This is a genomic window from Streptomyces sp. NPDC020965 (genome assembly GCF_044333555.1).
Classification (GTDB): domain Bacteria; phylum Actinomycetota; class Actinomycetes; order Streptomycetales; family Streptomycetaceae; genus Streptomyces.
Map to the genome: position 1 here is coordinate 47,307 of NZ_JBIRRE010000005.1, position 16,317 is coordinate 63,623.

At 72.9% G+C, this 16,317-nt stretch carries 11 protein-coding genes; 7 read left to right on the forward strand and 4 right to left on the reverse strand.

The genetic code is table 11. The annotated features are described in order from the left end of the window. The first annotated feature begins 214 nt into the window (after positions 1–214). Both ACH4S7_RS16825 and ACH4S7_RS16830 read left to right on the forward strand, forming a co-directional pair. On the forward strand, positions 215–424 hold the full coding sequence (locus ACH4S7_RS16825) for a helix-turn-helix domain-containing protein (RefSeq protein WP_398521942.1): 210 nt from the start codon (positions 215–217) through the stop codon (positions 422–424). Further along, positions 424–1,059: a Clp protease N-terminal domain-containing protein gene (locus ACH4S7_RS16830; RefSeq protein ID WP_398521943.1), complete on the forward strand. Its 636-nt coding sequence runs from the start codon at positions 424–426 to the stop codon at positions 1,057–1,059. Before ACH4S7_RS16825 ends, ACH4S7_RS16830 begins: the two co-directional genes overlap by 1 nt. A 123-nt stretch (positions 1,060–1,182) precedes the next feature. Here ACH4S7_RS16830 and ACH4S7_RS16835 read toward each other — a convergent pair whose 3' ends face one another. Then, positions 1,183–2,202 (reverse strand): helix-turn-helix transcriptional regulator, encoded by a 1,020-nt coding sequence (locus ACH4S7_RS16835; protein ID WP_398521944.1) that lies wholly within the window; start codon positions 2,200–2,202, stop codon positions 1,183–1,185. A gap of 1 nt (position 2,203) precedes the next feature. Further along, the gene (locus ACH4S7_RS16840; RefSeq protein WP_398521945.1) at positions 2,204–3,244 is read right to left on the reverse strand and encodes a DUF4097 family beta strand repeat-containing protein; all 1,041 of its coding nucleotides are present in this window, start codon (positions 3,242–3,244) and stop codon (positions 2,204–2,206) included. A gap of 153 nt (positions 3,245–3,397) precedes the next feature. Between ACH4S7_RS16840 and ACH4S7_RS16845 the strand changes: the two genes are divergently transcribed. Continuing rightward, positions 3,398–4,186: a hypothetical protein gene (locus tag ACH4S7_RS16845; protein ID WP_398521946.1), complete on the forward strand. Its 789-nt coding sequence runs from the start codon at positions 3,398–3,400 to the stop codon at positions 4,184–4,186. Positions 4,187–4,254: 68 nt separating this feature from the next. On the opposite strand, the gene ACH4S7_RS16850 is transcribed toward ACH4S7_RS16845, so the two are convergent. Then, positions 4,255–4,437 (reverse strand): DUF6104 family protein, encoded by a 183-nt coding sequence (locus ACH4S7_RS16850; protein ID WP_398521947.1) that lies wholly within the window; start codon positions 4,435–4,437, stop codon positions 4,255–4,257. A 120-nt stretch (positions 4,438–4,557) separates the two neighbouring features. Here ACH4S7_RS16850 and ACH4S7_RS16855 point away from each other — a divergent pair, with 120 nt between their 5' ends. The 4 genes from ACH4S7_RS16855 (at position 4,558) to ACH4S7_RS16870 (ending at position 11,672) form a co-directional block, all read left to right on the forward strand. Continuing rightward, positions 4,558–4,995, forward strand: a complete 438-nt coding sequence (locus ACH4S7_RS16855; protein ID WP_398521948.1) for a CU044_2847 family protein — start codon at positions 4,558–4,560, stop codon at positions 4,993–4,995. After that, positions 4,992–6,980 carry a trypsin-like peptidase domain-containing protein gene (locus ACH4S7_RS16860; RefSeq protein WP_398521949.1) on the forward strand — a complete coding sequence of 663 codons (1,989 nt, stop codon included), beginning with the start codon at positions 4,992–4,994 and terminating at the stop codon, positions 6,978–6,980. The genes ACH4S7_RS16855 and ACH4S7_RS16860 overlap by 4 nt, the downstream gene beginning before the upstream one ends. A gap of 259 nt (positions 6,981–7,239) precedes the next feature. Next, complete coding sequence (locus tag ACH4S7_RS16865) at positions 7,240–8,250, forward strand: AAA family ATPase (RefSeq protein WP_398521950.1); 1,011 nt, start codon at positions 7,240–7,242, stop codon at positions 8,248–8,250. 23 nt (positions 8,251–8,273) lie between these two features. After that, on the forward strand, positions 8,274–11,672 hold the full coding sequence (locus ACH4S7_RS16870; RefSeq protein WP_398521951.1) for an SAV_2336 N-terminal domain-related protein: 3,399 nt from the start codon (positions 8,274–8,276) through the stop codon (positions 11,670–11,672). Between the two features lie 464 nt (positions 11,673–12,136). Here the strand turns inward: ACH4S7_RS16870 and ACH4S7_RS16875 are convergent, their stop codons facing one another. Further along, positions 12,137–16,039 (reverse strand): multifunctional oxoglutarate decarboxylase/oxoglutarate dehydrogenase thiamine pyrophosphate-binding subunit/dihydrolipoyllysine-residue succinyltransferase subunit, encoded by a 3,903-nt coding sequence (locus tag ACH4S7_RS16875; RefSeq protein WP_398521952.1) that lies wholly within the window; start codon positions 16,037–16,039, stop codon positions 12,137–12,139. Between the last annotated feature and the right edge of the window lie 278 nt (positions 16,040–16,317).

Consider the following 16,317-nt stretch of genomic DNA (forward strand, 5'->3'; position numbering starts at 1 on the left):
GGCCGGAGGAAGCGATCATCGTGCGATTCGCTGAACGTTTATCAGTTCCTGTCATGCAACCGGCAGTCATGTCACGGTGATTGCCCTTTCGGGCGGGGATGGGGCACCGATCGCCATGCCCGCTGCTCTCAGGTCTTGATGCCCGCTGTCCGGGCTACGGCGAGCTTGTCAACCCAGGTTGACGGTTGACGCCTGTCAATGTAGGTTGACAGGCATGACTGAGGCAACGGATCTCGCCGAACGCGCGGGCGACGGCGATCCACGGGTCGGACTGCGCGCGGTCGCCGCGCTGCGGCGGCTCGTGGAACAACTCGAAGCCGTACAGGTGCGGAGCGCCCGCAATCGGGGCTGGTCGTGGCAGGAGATCGCGATCGAGTTGGGCGTCAGCCGGCAGGCGGTACACAAGAAGTACGGGAGGCAGTGATGTTCGAACGCTTCACGGACGATGCCCGGACCGTGGTCACGGAGTCCGCGGCCCACTCGGAACGGGCGGGCGCGGACTCGATCACGGAGGAGCATCTCCTGCTCGCGCTGCTTGACCAGGAGGGCACCCGGGCGGCGTTCGCGCTCTCGGCGCTCGGCGTGACGGACCGGCGGGCCTCGGTGGAGAGCGCGCTGGCCCAGGCGCGCCGCCGCGCGGGCCTCTCCCGGTCGGACGAGGAGGCGTTGGCGGGGCTCGGCATCGATGTGGCCGAGATCGTCGCGCGGGTGGAGGAGGTTCACGGTCAGGGCGCGCTACAGGTGCGGAAGCGGTCCAAGAGCTGGTGGCGCGGCCACCGGGCTTTCACGCCCGGCGCGAAGGGCGTCCTGGAGAAGTCGCTGCGGATCGCGCTGGGGCGGGGGGACCGCGAAATCGGGGGCGGGCACCTGCTGCTGGCGCTGACGGCACTGCCGGGGGTGGTGGCGGAGGTGCTGGCGGACCACGGGGCGACGTATGAGTCGGTACGCCGGACGATGTACGGAGACGGAGACGGCGGAGACGGCGGAGACGGCGGAGACGGCGGAGACGGCGGGGGCGGCGGGGACGGCGGCCGAGGCGGGGGCGCGAGCGGGGGATAGGCAACCGTCGCCCGCCCTCGTCACCCGGCCGCGTACCCGTCCCCGTACCGCCGCCGTCCCGTCCCCGCCCCCGCCGTCGACCTCGTGTCCCGTCCGGAGCGGCCGTCGCCCGGCCGCTCCGGGCTAACCGACCCCCCGCTGAAGCAGCGCCGCGATATGCGCCGCCGCCGTCGAGAGGTGGCGGCGGGCCTCGCCCACCTGGGACTCCGTCACGCCGTTGTCCCGCGCCGCGTCCCGGATGTCGTCCCGGAAGCGGTCCAGGAGCCGATCCAGGTCCCGCGCCGGGTTACCCGTCGACGGGGTGTCACGCGACCACTCAGGACCCACGGGACCCACGGGACCCACGGAGTCCATCGGGGGCAGGTTCTCCTGTGACCAGTCCGGGTCCATCGCCGGGGTGTCCCGCCGCGACTCCCGGCATGGCTCCGGCTGCGGCTTCGGTTGCGCCGCGTTCGGCCCGGTCCCCGTGTCCCGCGCGGTCCGGGTCGGCCAGGCGCCGCCCCGGGCCAGCCCGCCGAGCTGGTTCGTCAGCTCGGACAGCCCCTCCCGTACGCCCGTCGGCCAGTCGCCCCGGGTGAAGTGGTCCTGCACCTGGTCCTGGACCTGCTTCGCGATGCGCTGCATCTCGCGGCGGGCCTTGTCCTGGGCCTCCTTGGCCTGGCGGCGCGCCTGCTGGGCCTCTTCCTTGGCCTGGCGGGCCTGCTCCTGCCACTCGTGGGTGACCTTGCGCCACTCCTTCTCCTCGCTGGTCGAGGTCCGGGCCTTGGACGCCGCCGCCCGCATCTCGCTGCGCAGCTTGCCCGCCGCGCCCCGTACGTCGTCGCGGATCTCCGCCGCCAGCTCGGAGACCGAGTCCCGGATCTCCAGCTCCAGATCGGCCAGTTCGCCGCTCCGGCCGGCCAGTTCGGCCCGCCCCGCGTCGGTGATCGAGTAGACCTTGCGGCCCCCCTCGGTGGCGTGGGTGACAAGACCCTCGGCCTCCAGCTTGGCCAGCCGGGGGTAGACGGTGCCCGCCGAAGGCGCGTACAGGCCCTGGAAGCGCTCCTCCAGGAGGCGGATCACCTCATAGCCGTGGCGCGGCGCTTCGTCCAGAAGCTTCAACAGGTACAGGCGCAGACGGCCGTGTGCGAAAACCGGTGGCATGTCAGAGCACCTTTCCGGAGGGGCCGGTGGAGTCGGAAGGGGAGGAGGAAGAGGGGGAGGAAGCGGTGGGGGTGTCATCGGTGGCCGGGGAGCCCTGGGACGGGATCGATGCGTCGGCCGGGGGCGGGTCCTGGCGTGGGTCCGCGTCCCGGGCCGGATCCCTGTGCAGATCGCCGTCCTGACTGCCGAGACCCCCGTCGCCTTCGTCGTGGTCCTGCGGCGGCCTGCGCAGCAACGCGATCGAGCCGGACACCGTCGACGCCTTGAGCGTGCCCGTGCCCGCGCCCAGTGTGCCGGTGATCTTCTTGCTGCCCCACTGGCCACTCACCCGCAGCGCGTCGAACGCGTTCGACACGACGCCGCTCGCGGTCTCCGCCTCGACCCGGGCGTCCGCCGGATCGGGCAGTCGGATCGCGACCTCGCCCGAGACCGTGGCGAGGGTGACATCGGTCGGCTTCGCGCTGCCGTCGCCGGAGGCGGCCAGGTCGACCAGCATGTCGCCGCTGACGGAGTCGGCCCGCACGGTGGAGCCCGCGCCGCCCTCGATCACCGTCAGATCGCCCGACACCGAGTTGTACCGCAGGGGGCCGGTCACGGACTGGGCCTCCAGATTCCCCGAGACCGTGTCCGCCCGCACCTCGCCGGAGAGCCGGACCAGGGTGGCGTCACCGTTGACGCTCTGGACGGAGGTCGGGCCCTGGATGCCGGAGATGACCGCGCCCGCGCCCACCACGCCGATCTCGACCTTCGCCCGGGAGGGCACGGCGAGGGAGACGGTGACCCCGCGCTGCCAGCCCTTGCGGTCCAGCCATTTCAGCCAGCCCTTCCACGGCAGATCCTCGTACGCCACGGTGAGCGAGGAGCCCTCCTGGGTGACGATCAGCGGTGGCCCCTCGATCTGGGAGATCTCCAGCCGCGCCGAAGCCTCGTCGGTGCCCACCACGTTCACCGTGCCGTTGACGACGCGCACGCTGAGCGCCGTCACGGGGGTGTCGAAGGTGAGCTTCCGGTCCTCTTTGACCTCCCACGTCGACTCTGCCATGACGCTGACCCTCCCAGCTCGGCCGTGACGCAACATATCGCGTCTTCTGGACGATACGATATATCGCGAATAGGTCTTGTCAAGGGAAGGCATCGGGGTGGCTAAGTCCCCATAAGGCGCCATATCCGGGCAAATTCGCCTAGCGTGAGTCGCATGAACGCGACATCCGTGGGCGCGCTGCTGCTGTGCCGGGCCGACCCCTCCTCCGTACGGCCCCCGGTCCGGCTGCTGCGCGAACGACAGCTTCTCGTACGCGCCGGGGCGGAGTGGAGCGTTCTGGTGCCGGAGGGCAGGCCGTGGCGCGAAGGGGGCGACCCCATCGACGGCGTCCTCACCGGCTGGGCCTCCGCCGTCTCCGTCGCGACCAGCAGGCCCGTGCTCGCCCTCTGGTGGGACGGGGACCGCGCGGGGTTCACGCTCGCGTCCGGATTTCGCCGTCCCGTGGGGTACGTGTGGCTCGCCGACGGGACGCCCGTCGGCGAGGACGAGGCCATGCGGACCTTCGCCGCGCGCCTCGGTCTCGACCCCGTACTCGATGTGCAGGACCTGGAGCCGCTGACCCTCCCGGACCCGGAGTCCGACGCCCGCGCCCGGCTGCTCGGGCTGATCGCCGTACTCGCCAGGACCGGGCTCGCACTGCCCCCGGGCCTCACCCCCGGCGCATCGACCGACCGGCTCCGGATCACCGCCGCCACGGTGGGCGCGGAGGTCGTGGAGTGGGCGGGCTGGCGCGATGCCGTACGGGGTGAACTCCACGCGGCCGAAGAAGGGTTTGACCACTGGCTGCGGGAGCCGAAGGGGCGCGGGTACGCGATCGGCGTGGTGCAGATCGCGATCGGGGTGCCGCTGGCGATCTGGGGGCTACGGCGCCGCAGCCCCGGCTGGATCGCGGCCGGGGCCGTACTCGTCGTCAACGGCGCGGTGAGCCGTCGGCCGCGCTAGGGCCTCTCGTTCGGATCTGGCCGGGCTCCCGGCCTGATCCCAACGGAAGAACCTACATCAGGCGGGGCTCACTCATCGTCGTCGTCATCGTCCAGCCGGGCCAGCCAGGTGGCCAGCCGCTCCACCGGCACCTCGAAGTCGGGGTTGAGGTCGACGAACGCGCGCAGTTGTTCGGCCAGCCACTCGAAAGTGACTTCTTCGTCGCCACGCCGCTTCGCCAGCTCCTCGATGCCGCGATCGGTGAAGTACAAGACATGCTCCTGGGACGGATGGGGGACTACCCCTTCAGAGTACGGCGACTTCCCGGTCCCGCACGCAACCGGACGGGCCCTGGCCGACGTCGCCCCAGGTACACGACCCATGGGGGCACCGTGAACGGACGAGTTCAGCGCATCGAGCTTCCCGGAGGGGCCGTCGTGCACGCACGGCTCTCCCCGTCCGACGGCGGATACGGCGACGACGACGAGGACGTCGGCTTCGTGGAGAACGCCACCGCCAAGGTGCGGCGGTTACAAGAGCTGATCACCGGGGTCGGGTCCTCCGTGCTGGCCGCGGCGGCCGCCGCCGGGCCCGACGAGGCCGCCGTCTCCTTCGGCATCGAACTGACCCATAAATCCGGCGCAGCGCTCGCCGTCCTCGCATCGGGTGAGACCAAGGCGTCCGTCCACGTCACCCTGACCTGGCGACTCCGGGACCAGCCCGGCACCGGCCCGGACGGCGTCCAGCGGCCCGGCACCGAACCGGCCGGCCTGCACCCCCCGGCCCCCCGGCGCCCCGCCGAGCCGCCCGCCGACCCGGACGCGCCATGACCGAGTCCGACCCCGTCATCGACGCCCTCACCCGCGCCGCCACGGTCTTCCTCACCGCCGCCCACCCCGAGGAGTCCGCCCCCTGGGGCACCGGCTTCTTCATCGCCCCCGGCCGACTCCTCACCTGCGCCCATGTCCTCGCACCCCATCTGCGCGGCGACCACGACCGGGTCTTCCACCTCCGGGGCAGCGAGGTCAACGGCGGCCGGCCCCTCGACGCCCGGCTCGACCACTGGCTGCTCGACGGCGACCCCCGGCCCGAGCAGCGCGTCCCGGTCGAGCAGGATCTCGCGCTGGTGCGGGTCCTCGACCCCGATGTCGAGCACGAGTGCGTCTGGCTGACCGATCGCACCGACTACCCCGGGGGCCGGGGCGTCGTCCAGGGCTACCGCCCCGGCGACGGCCACGGCGCCGTCCGCTGGAAGGCGACCGCCACCGTCAACGGCTTCGACGACGACTACGGGATGCGCTTCCGCCCCGAGGCCGAGTTCCCGAAGGGCGGCTCCGGATCGCCCGTGCTCGACGCCCACACCGGCGCGGTCGTCGGCGTCCTCAAATCGCGGCGGGTCGGCCGCGACGGCGGGATGGCCATCGCCGCCACCGCGCTGCGCCGCTTCGGCGCCGCCTACCAGCCGCTGATGGCCGCGCACGACCGCTGGCACGGCCACTCCCCGAAGATCACCGGACACAACTGGATCGAACGCCAGCACCAGCTCCCCGGCACCGGCGTGCACCCCGGCGGCGACGAGTGGAGCCCCCGGGACCGGCGCGAGGCGCTCGCCCTGCTGGCCGGGGCGCACCCCCCGGACGGCATCCGGCCCGTGGTCGAACTCGTCAAGAAGGCCCGGGGCGGGGTCGCCGCACCCCCCGGCCAACTCCTCCCGTACGCCTGGCGCGACGGCCACGGACTGCTGTACGAGGCGGGGCAGCCGGTCGCCGCCATCGCCGCGCTGCACTACCTCCAGCTCGTGGTCGAGTACGAACGCGAACGCGGCGGCGACCCGGCCGCGCTCGCCGACTGGGTCACCCACCGGCTCCAGGACGTGCCCCGGATCGTGCACACCGTCGTCACCCAGGCCACCCTGCCCCCGGGACTCACCCCGCTCACCCCCGGCACCACCGGGGGGCCCGACCGGGTCGTCGTCCCCTACCCCCGGGCCGGCGACGGCTGCGCCGTCGTCATCGTCGAGCTGGAGCCCGTCGTGGACTCCCGTACCCCCCGCTTCTACTGGCGGGTCCGGGTCGACGACGGCCATGACGTCAACGAACCCCTCCACGAGGAGCAGACCGGCGACGGCGTGCCCCCGGAAGAGCTCGTGCAGCGGCTGCGCGGGGCGCTCGCCGAGGTCTTCGCCTCCGTCGACGCACCGGGCGCTCCCGCCCCCCTCGAAGTCGCGCTCCCCGCCGACCACTTCGACACCGCCGTGCACCGCTGGCAGCTCACCGACATGGCACGGCTCCACCTCCCCGCGTACGTCGGCGTCCGGCGCATGGTCGTCCTCCGGGACCTCACCCGACGGGGTGAACCGGACGCCGCCTGGGTCCACCGGTGGGAGGCGACCGTGGCGGCGGGCCGGCCGGCCGCCTGCCGTACGCCCCCACCGCTCCAGGTGCCGCGCGCCCACCACTTCACCGAGATGGCGCCGGCCGCCGTCCCCGTCCTCTGCCGGCAGGCCGGCGACGGTGTCGGCCGCCGCGCCATCGGCCTGGCCCTGGCGGCCGGGCACGGTATCGCCCTCTGGCGCACCGACCACCACCCCGACCACGGCTGCACCGCCTCCTGCGACGAACTCCACGACGGCGCCGCCCTGATCCTCGGGCAGAGCGCCGGAATCGGCGAACTCCCGGACCGGCTGCGGCGCGTCCGCGACGACATCAGCGGCACCCGGAACAGCACGCACTGGGCGGAAGGGGTGGCCCTGCTCTACGACGACCCGACCCGCCCGCTCCCCGCGGACGACGCCGCACCGCTGGACTCCCCGTGAGCACCGTGCGGGGGCTCCCCGGAAGCGGCGGGCGGCGGCTCCCCGTGAGCGGCCGGCCGGAAACCCCTCAGGAACGGCGCGCGGGGGCTTCCGCACCGGGCGCGTGGAAGCGGACCGGCGCGCCCTCCGCCCAGAGGTGCGAAAGTCGGGGGACGGCCGCGACCGGCCACCCACGCCCAGCCATGGAAATGCGAAGTGATGGGTACGTATACGGAGTTGCCCGCCACCGGTCACACCGGCCGTCTGTGAGGAGCGAGCGATGGACGACTGGCTGATCTACCGAGGCGTCGGAGCACCCGATCCGGACCGGCTGGACCGGCTGCCCCCGCCCCCGCCGTGGCGCGCCTTCTCCGGGGAGCCGCTGCCCGACCCCGCACCGCCCATCGACAGCTCCTCCACCCGCCGCCTCGGCGCGCGCGTCGGGGCGCCGCCCGCACAGGACGCCGAGGCCCTCGACCTCATCAACGCCGCCCTCTACCTGCGCCGCCCCCTCCTCGTCACCGGGGAACCCGGCGCCGGGAAGTCCACCCTCGCCCACTCGATCGCGTACGAACTCGGCCTCGGCCGCGTCCTCCAGTGGCCCGTCGTCAGCCGCACCGAGCTCCGTGACGGCCTCTACACCTACGACGCCATCGGCCGGCTCCAGGACGCCCAGCTCGCCGAGCGCGAACACCGCACCCCCGACGACATCGGGCGCTACATCAAACTCGGCCCGCTCGGCACCGCGCTGCTGCCCACCCGGCGCCCCCGCGTCCTGCTCATCGACGAACTCGACAAGAGCGATATCGACCTCCCCAACGACCTGCTCAACGTGGTGGAGGAGGGCGAGTTCGCCCTCCCCGAGCTGGAGCGGGCCGCCGACCGGCCCGGCCAGGACGAAGTGCGGGTGCTCACCGACGACGGCCGCCGCGTCCCGGTCCGCGGCGGCCGGGTCCGCTGCCACGCCTTCCCGTATGTGGTGATGACCAGCAACGGCGAGCGCGACTTCCCCGCCCCGCTGCTGCGCCGCTGTATCCAACTCCACCTCGACCCGCCGCGCGACGAACGGCTCGCCGCCATGGTCCAGGCCCACTTCGGCGCCGGGTCCGACGAGCGGAACCTCGATCTGATCGGCCGGTTCACCAGCGAGGACGGCGACGGCGAACTCCGCCCCACCGACCAACTGCTGAACGCCATCTACCTCACCCAGCACACCGTCCGCACCGAACCCGGGCGGCGCGAGGAGATCGCCGAACTGCTGATCCGGCCCCTCGACACCCGGCAGCGGTGACTGCGGTGACTGCGGGGAGCCCGATGCCCCCGGTAGGTCCGGAGCCCCGGCCCCACCGGCGCCCGACGCCCCTCACCGCCCTCGTCGCCCGGCTCCGTGAGGCCGAGCTGGCGCCCACCGCCGAGGAGTTGGCGGACGCCCTCTGGCTGGCCCGCCACGTACCCGCCACCGATCCCTTCGCCTCCCCGCCCGACCCGGCGGTACGGGACGGGGACGAGCCCCCGGCACCGGAGCCGACCCTCGAACCGCCGCCGCCCGCGCTCGTCCGCCCCGGCAGCAGGGGCCCCCGGCCGGGACCCGGCGCCGGACTGTACGGGCCCGCCCAGCCGGAGGCCGCCCACGGCGGGCCGCCCGACGGCGGAGTGCGCGCCGTCCCCGTCCCCGCCCCCGCGGTCCTGCCCGACCCCCTCGGCCTGGAACGCTCCCTGCGACCCCTCCAGCGCTACCGCCCGCCGACCCGCACCGTCCGCAGCGAACTCGACGAGATCGCCACCGCCGACCGCGCCGCCGACACCGGCCTCCTGGTGCCCGTACTCGCCGCCGTCCGCCGCCGCGAGGCCCGGCTCGCCCTCGTCATGGACGAGTCCAGCTCCAACGTTGTCTGGGGCGGCGTCCTGGACGAGCTGCGCCGGGTCTGCGAACGCGCCGGCGCCTTCCGCGAGGTCGCCGTCCACCGCATCGGGCCCGACGACCCCGTACCCGCCCAGCTCGGCGACCCCACCGGACGGCTGCTCACCCTCGTCCTCAGCGACTGCGCGGGCCCCATGTGGCGCGGCGGCCGAATGCAGCGCCTCCTGTACACCTGGGCGTCGACCGCGCCCGTCGCCGTGGTCCAACCCCTGCCCCAGCGGATGTGGGGGCGCACCCACCTCCCCGCCCACCCCGGGGTGCTGCGCCGGCGCGAAGGACCGGCCGGCCGGCTGGAGTTCACCCCCCACCGGGGGTCGGTCGTCCCGCACGGCGTCGCCGTGCCCGTCCTCGCCCTCCGCCGCTCCTCCTTCGACGCCTGGACCCGGCTCGTCGCGGGCGCCACCGGACAGTCGCTCAACGGCGCCGCCGCGATCGTCCGCCGCCACCACCGCACCGGCCACGGCCGCCCCCGCTCCGCCGCCCGGCTCGACCCCGCCGAGCGGGTCCGGCTCTTCCGCCGCACCGCCTCACCCGCCGCCGCCCAGCTCGCCGTCTACCTCTCCGCCGTCCCGCTTGTCCTCCCGGTCATGCAGCTCGTCCAGCGCGCCATGCTGGTGCGCAGCGGCCCCGACGTCCTCGCCGAAGTGCTGCTCAGCGGATTGCTGCGGCGCGACGAGACCGGCCCGGCACCCGACGAGGGCGGGCCCGCGTACACCTTCCTCGACGGCGTACGGGAAGAACTCCTCGGCCAGCTCGGCGCGGGCAGCGCGTCCCTGGTGCTCAAGCACTGCTCCGAATACATCGAGTCCCGCTACGGCCGTGCGGTGCGCAACTTCCCGGCGATGGCCGCGGCCTTCCTCACCGGATCGGTCAATCCCCGCCAGCCGGCCCCCGGCGGCCCCGACAGCCGGCGACTCTCGGCCTTCGCCCAGGTCTCCACCCAGGTGCTGCGCCGCCTCGGCGCGCACCGGCCCGCCACCACCCCCGGCGAACTACCCAGGGGCGGCCAGGCCGGGGTGATCGCCAAGGCCCGTGCCTGCCTCACCCACTTCGACGAGCACGGCACCGTACGCGACCTCGACACCGCCATCCGACTCCTCGGCTCGGCCGCCCGCACCGAACGCCGCCCCACCGCGCGCGCCGGGCTCTACGAGGAACTGGCCGGCGCGCTGCTGCGGCGGTGGCTGGTGCGCCCCCTGCCCGAGGACCTGCCCGCCGCGCTGGAGGCGGCCCAGAACGCCATCTCCGGCGGACCGCCCCGGGCCCAGCTCACCCTGGCCCGGGTCCTGGAGATCATGGCGGATGAAGTCGCGGCCGGCCGGCTCAACCCCAAGCTGCTGCCGGAGTGGGTGTGGCTGCAGGCCGGCGACGAGTCCGCCGAGGAGCGTACGGACCTGGCGGAGCTGGTGGCCGCCGTCCTGCTGGCCGCCGCGGACAGCAGCCTCGCCGAACTGACCGACGGCCCGCCGCACGGCCATCCGTCGGCGGGTGACACCGTCATCGGGCGGGCGGTCACCGGGGGCGGGGCGTACGCGGGCGGCGCGCTCCGGGACAGTGCCACCGGGCGGGCCGCCGCGGCCGCCCGGATCCGCATCCTGCGACGGCTCGCGGTGCTCGGAGCCCCGTACGCGCTGCGCGGTCCGGTCCGGCCCGGCGACTGGTTCACCGGCACCCTGCGCACCGCGCTCGCCGTCGTCCAGCCCCTGGTGGACGAGACCGTCCCGGAGGCCCTGGCGGAGCTGCGCGCCGACGAACACCGGGAATCCGCGCCGCTCGTCCGCGGCGGACTCCTCCTCGACCTCGCCCGGCACCACCGGGGCGAGGGGCCCGTACCGCCCGACACCGTCGACCCGTCCGTCTCCCGCGCCCTCGCCGAGGCGGCCGGGGACGACCTCTTCGCCGGAATAGACGCCATCGACTGGGAGGCCGTCGACCCGGCCGAACTCCGCCGCGCCTGGCTGGACTACGCCGACGCCATCGAGTTCACCGACGAACACCCCGACGACGACGCGAGGCTCCGCATCCTCCAGGCCCTGGACCAGGCCCGCCGCAATGTCGGCCGGGACGAGGCGGCCCAGGCGCACATCCTGCTGCGGATGGCCGGCCTTCTCGACCAGCGGCATCTCGCCACCGGTAGCTGGGCGCACCGCGATTCGGCCGTCGCCGCCTGGACCGAGGCGCTGCCCCTGCTGGCCCGGGACGACCCCGACCGCCCCGCGGTCCGCACCTCGCTCGGGCGCCGGCTCACCGAGCGGGGCGTCGACAAGGACACGGCGGCCGATCTCCACGCGGCCGTACGGGCGCTGCGCGGCGCCATCGACGAGACCCCGGCGGGCGATCCGGCGCTACCGGCCCGCCGGGCGCTGCTGGGGCAGGCGTACATCGAACGGTTCCGCGCCGAGGAGACCCTCGCCGACCTGCACGAGGCGGAGTGGACCCTGGGCGCGGCCGCCCGCGCCGCCACCGATCCCGAATTGGCCGCGTACGCCTGGTGGCACCGGTGCCTGGCCGCGGCGCTCCTGGCCCGGCGCACCGGCGACCGGGAGCGGCTGGCGGCGGCCATCGGCTACTACCACGAGGCGGCGCGGGGGACCGGCGATCTGCTGCGTGAGGCGGTCACCGCCCAGTGGGCGCGGGCCGGTCTGCTGGAGCGCTCGGCCGGCCCGGAACGCGCCCTGGAGGAGCACCGGGCGGTGCTGCCCGTGCTGTCGGCGGCCGTCTCGGACACGGCTGAGCTGATCCGGCGCGAGATCTCCCGACTGGAGCGGGAGGCGGCGGCGCCCGAGCCCTAGGTCGTGTCTGACAAATCTCGTCTGGCGCGCGACGCCCTGCACGCACACTCGCTGCGTTGTCGAGTCATCCAAGTACGTCCAGTACGAGGACGACCCTCCGCCTTGCGATTGCACGCACCGGACGCCGCGCGCCCCACCCTTCGGGTGGACGACGCTATTTGTCAGACACTCCCTAGGTCGGGTCGCGGGAGTCCCGCCCGGCGCACGGCCTCCGGCACGCACTCCCCCTGCGCCCCGGGGGTGGGGGAGGTGCCCCTCGCCGTGGTGTCGGAGTCGTCGGTCCGTGCACCGGACGCGGCGGGCTGATCCTCGAAGGTTCGTCCGGACCGGACCCGACCGGCCGGAGGCACGGCCGAGGGGCCCGGCCCCGCGCTGATCGCGCGGGGCCGGGCCCCTCATGCCGTACACGTACGGATCGTGCTCCGTCAGCGGTACCCGACCCGGACGCCGGGTCGGGTACCGGCTCAGGCTTCGAAGACCTCGTTCAGGAGCTGCTGCTGCTCCGCCTGGTGCCGCTTGGCCGAGCCCACCGCCGGGGACGAGCCGTGCGGACGGGAGATCCGCCGCAGCCGCTCGCCGTGCGGGATGTCCGCGCCGACGGCCAGATCGAGGTGGTCGATCAGGTTGAGCGCGATGAACGGCCACGCGCCCTGGTTCGCCGGCTCCTCCTGCGCCCACAGGTACTTCGCCGCGTTCGGGAACTTGGCGATCTCGGCCTGGAGCTCCGCGCCCGGCAGCGGGTACAGCCGCTCCAGCCGGATGATCGCCGTGTCCGTCACACCGCGCTTCTTCCGCTCCGCGTCCAGGTCGTAGTAGACCTTGCCGGAGGTGAAGACGACCTTGCGGACGGCGGCCGGGTCCACCGACGCGTCGCCGATCACCGGGCGGAAGCCGCCGGTGAGGAACTCCTCCACCTTCGACGCCGCCGCCTTCAGACGCAGCATCGACTTCGGGGTGAAGACGATCAGCGGCTTGTGGTGCGGGTTGTGGACCTGCCAGCGCAGCAGGTGGAAGTAGTTCGACGGCAGCGTCGGCATGGCGACCGTCATGTTGTTCTGCGCGCACATCTGGAGGAAGCGCTCCGGGCGGGCGGACGAGTGGTCCGGGCCCTGGCCCTCGTAGCCGTGCGGCAGCAGCAGGGTGACGCCGGAGGTCTGGCCCCACTTCTGCTCGGCCGATGAGATGAACTCGTCCACGACGGTCTGCGCGCCGTTGACGAAGTCACCGAACTGGGCCTCCCACATGACCAGCGCGTCCGGGCGGGCCAGCGAGTAGCCGTACTCGAAGCCCATCGCCGCGTACTCGCTCAGCAGCGAGTCGTAGACGTTGTACCGGGCCTGGTCCTCGGCGAGGTAGAGCAGCGGGGTGTAGTCCTCGTTGGTGTCCTGGTCCACCAGGACCGCGTGCCGCTGGCCGAAGGTGCCACGGCGGGTGTCCTGGCCGGAGAGCCGGACCGTGGTGCCCTCCATCAGCAGCGAGCCGATGGCGAGGGTCTCGCCCATGCCCCAGTCGATCGTGCCGTCCTCCACGGAGGAGGCGCGCCGCTGGAGCTGCGGCAGCAGCCGCGGGTGCACGGTGACCTGGTCCGGGATGTTGACCTGGGACTCGGCGATCCGCTTGACGACCTCCTGGGAGATCGCGGTGGTGACCGCCACCGGGAACTCGGCCTGCGCGTCCGGGACGTGCGTCGGGGCCGGGTGGCTGGTGGCCTCGCGGACCTCCGCGAAGACCTTCTCCAACTGGCCCTGGAAGTCCTGGAGCGCCTGCTCCGCCTCTTCCAGCGTGATGTCGCCGCGACCGATCAGGGACTCGGTGTAGAGCTTGCGCACCGAGCGCTTCTTGTCGATCAGGGCGACCATCTGCGGGTTGGTGAACTGCGGGTTGTCGCCCTCGTTGTGACCGCGGCGGCGGTAGCAGATGAGGTCGATCACGACGTCCTTGTTGAACGTCTGACGGAACTCGAAGGCGAGTCGCGCCACCCGGACGCACGCCTCCGGGTCGTCGCCGTTCACATGGAAGATCGGCGCCTCGATCATGCGGGCCACGTCGGTCGCGTACATCGAGGAACGCGACGACTCCGGGGCGGCGGTGAAGCCGACCTGGTTGTTGATGACCAGGTGCACGGTGCCACCGGTGCGGTAGCCGCGCAGCTGCGACATGTTCAGGGTCTCGGCCACGACACCCTGACCGGCGAAGGCCGCGTCACCGTGGAGGGCGACCGGCAGGACGGTGAAGTCCGTGCCGCCCTTGTTGATGACGTCCTGCTTGGCGCGGGCGACACCCTCCAGGACCGGGTCGACCGCCTCCAGGTGGGAGGGGTTGGCGACCAGCGAGACCTTGATCTGCTCGCCGTCCAGGCCGGTGAAGGTGCCCTCGGCGCCCAGGTGGTACTTCACGTCGCCGGAGCCGTGCATCGACTTCGGGTCGAGGTTGCCCTCGAACTCGCGGAAGATCTGCGCGTACGACTTGCCGACGATGTTCGCCAGGACGTTCAGCCGGCCGCGGTGGGCCATGCCGATGACGACCTCGTCGAGACGCGACTCGGCCGCCGAGTCGATGACCGCGTCGAGCAGCGGGATGACGGACTCGCCGCCCTCCAGCGAGAACCGCTTCTGGCCGACGTACTTGGTCTGGAGGAAGGTCTCGAACGCTTCCGCGGCGTTCAGCCGGCGCAGGATGCGGAGCTGCTCCTCACGCTCCGGCTTGGAGTGCGGGCGCTCCACCCGGTCCTGGATCCACTTGCGCTGCTTGGGGTCCTGGATGTGCATGAACTCGATGCCGGTGGTGCGGCAGTACGAGTCGCGCAGCACACCGAGCACATCGCGGAGCTTCATCAGCGACTTGCCGGCGAAGCCGCCGACCGCGAACTCCCGCTCCAGGTCCCACAGGGTGAGGCCGTGCTCGGTGATGTCCAGGTCGGGGTGCTTGCGCTGGCGGTACTCCAGCGGGTCGGTGTCGGCCATGACATGGCCGCGGACCCGGTAGGAGTGGATCAGCTCGAAGACGCGGGCGGCCTTGGTGACGTCGTCGTCGTGCGAGGCGTCGATGTCCTTGAGCCAGCGGACCGGCTCGTAGGGGATGCGCAGCGCCTCGAAGATGTCGTCGTAGAAGCCGTCCTCACCGAGGAGGAAGTTCGCCACGACGCGCAGGAACTCGCCGGAGGCGGCGCCCTGGATCACCCGGTGGTCGTAGGTCGACGTCAGGGTCATGACCTTGGCGATGGCCAGCTTGTTCAGGGTGTCCTGGGAGGTGCCCTGGAATTCGGCGGGGTAGTCCATCGAGCCGACGCCCATGATGACCGACTGTCCGGGCATCAGACGCGGCACGGAGTGGACGGTGCCGAGGCCGCCGGGGTTGGTCAGCGAGACCGTGACGCCGGAGAAGTCGTCCATCGTCAGCTTGTTGCCGCGGGCGCGGCGGACGATGTCCTCGTACGCCTGCCAGAACTCGAAGAAGTCGAGCGTCTCGGCCTTCTTGATGGCCGCGACGACGAGCTGGCGGTCGCCATTGGGCTTGACCAGGTCGATCGCGAGACCGAAGTTGACGTGCTCCGGCTTGACCAGGGTGGGCTTGCCGTCCTTCTCGGCGAAGGAGTAGTTCATCGACGGCATCGCCTTGAGGGCGCGCACCATCGCGTAGCCGATGAGGTGGGTGAAGGAGACCTTCCCGCCCCGGGCGCGCTTCAGGTGGTTGTTGATGACGATGCGGTTGTCGAAGAGCAGCTTCACCGGGACGGCGCGCACGGAGGTGGCCGTGGGCACGGTCAGCGAGGCGTTCATGTTCTTCGCGACGGCGGCGGACGGGCCACGCAGGGTGACCAGCTCGGGGCCGGCGGGGGCGTCGGCGGCCGGGGCCTTGGGGGCCGCGGCGGCGGGCTTCGGCGCGGCGGCCTTCGCGGGCGCACTGACCGGTGCCGGGGCCTTCGCGGGCTCCTTAGCCGGTGCCGGCACCGGCGCGGCCGGGGCCTGCGCTGCGGGTGCCGGGGCGTCCTTCGGCGCGGCGGCCGGAGGAGTCGCGGCCGGAGGAGTCGCGGGTGCCGGGGCGGCCGGCTGCGGCGCGGGGGCCGAACCATTGGCCGTCGCGGTGGCGGCGGGCGCGGCCGGGGGCGTGGCAGGAGCCCCCGTCGGCGCCTCCGCTCCGGAGGCGGAGTTCCCCGCGCCCGGCTTGTAGTCGGCGAAGAAGTCCCACCAGGCTCGGTCGACCGAATTGGGGTCCTGGAGGTACTGCTGGTAAATCTCGTCGACGAGCCACTCATTGGGACCGAAAGCGGCCGCAGGATCCACGCCCTGGGCGCTTTGGTCGGTCGTGGGGACACCGCCCGGCCGGAGGCTGGGGGAGCTTGAGTTACTGGGGGACTGAGACGACACGGCGGCAACCGCCCTCTTCCGCTTCACAAGGTGATGGACAGCGGGAATTAAGGCTACGCCCCCATGGCCGAGAGGTGCAGGCCGGGCGGGCCACAGTCGCATAAGTCACACCGAAAGGCGGGTTTCGCGGTCGGGAATGGCGGGAAACAAGCATGGTTTGACCTGGCCACGGGCACGACCCACCGCGGCCTCGGCGAGCCGACGGGCGCGACAGTGCGCCGTTCGGGGCCTGTCTTCATCATGTACACAATGAAGGAGCGCTTCCGGTTCGAACCCTA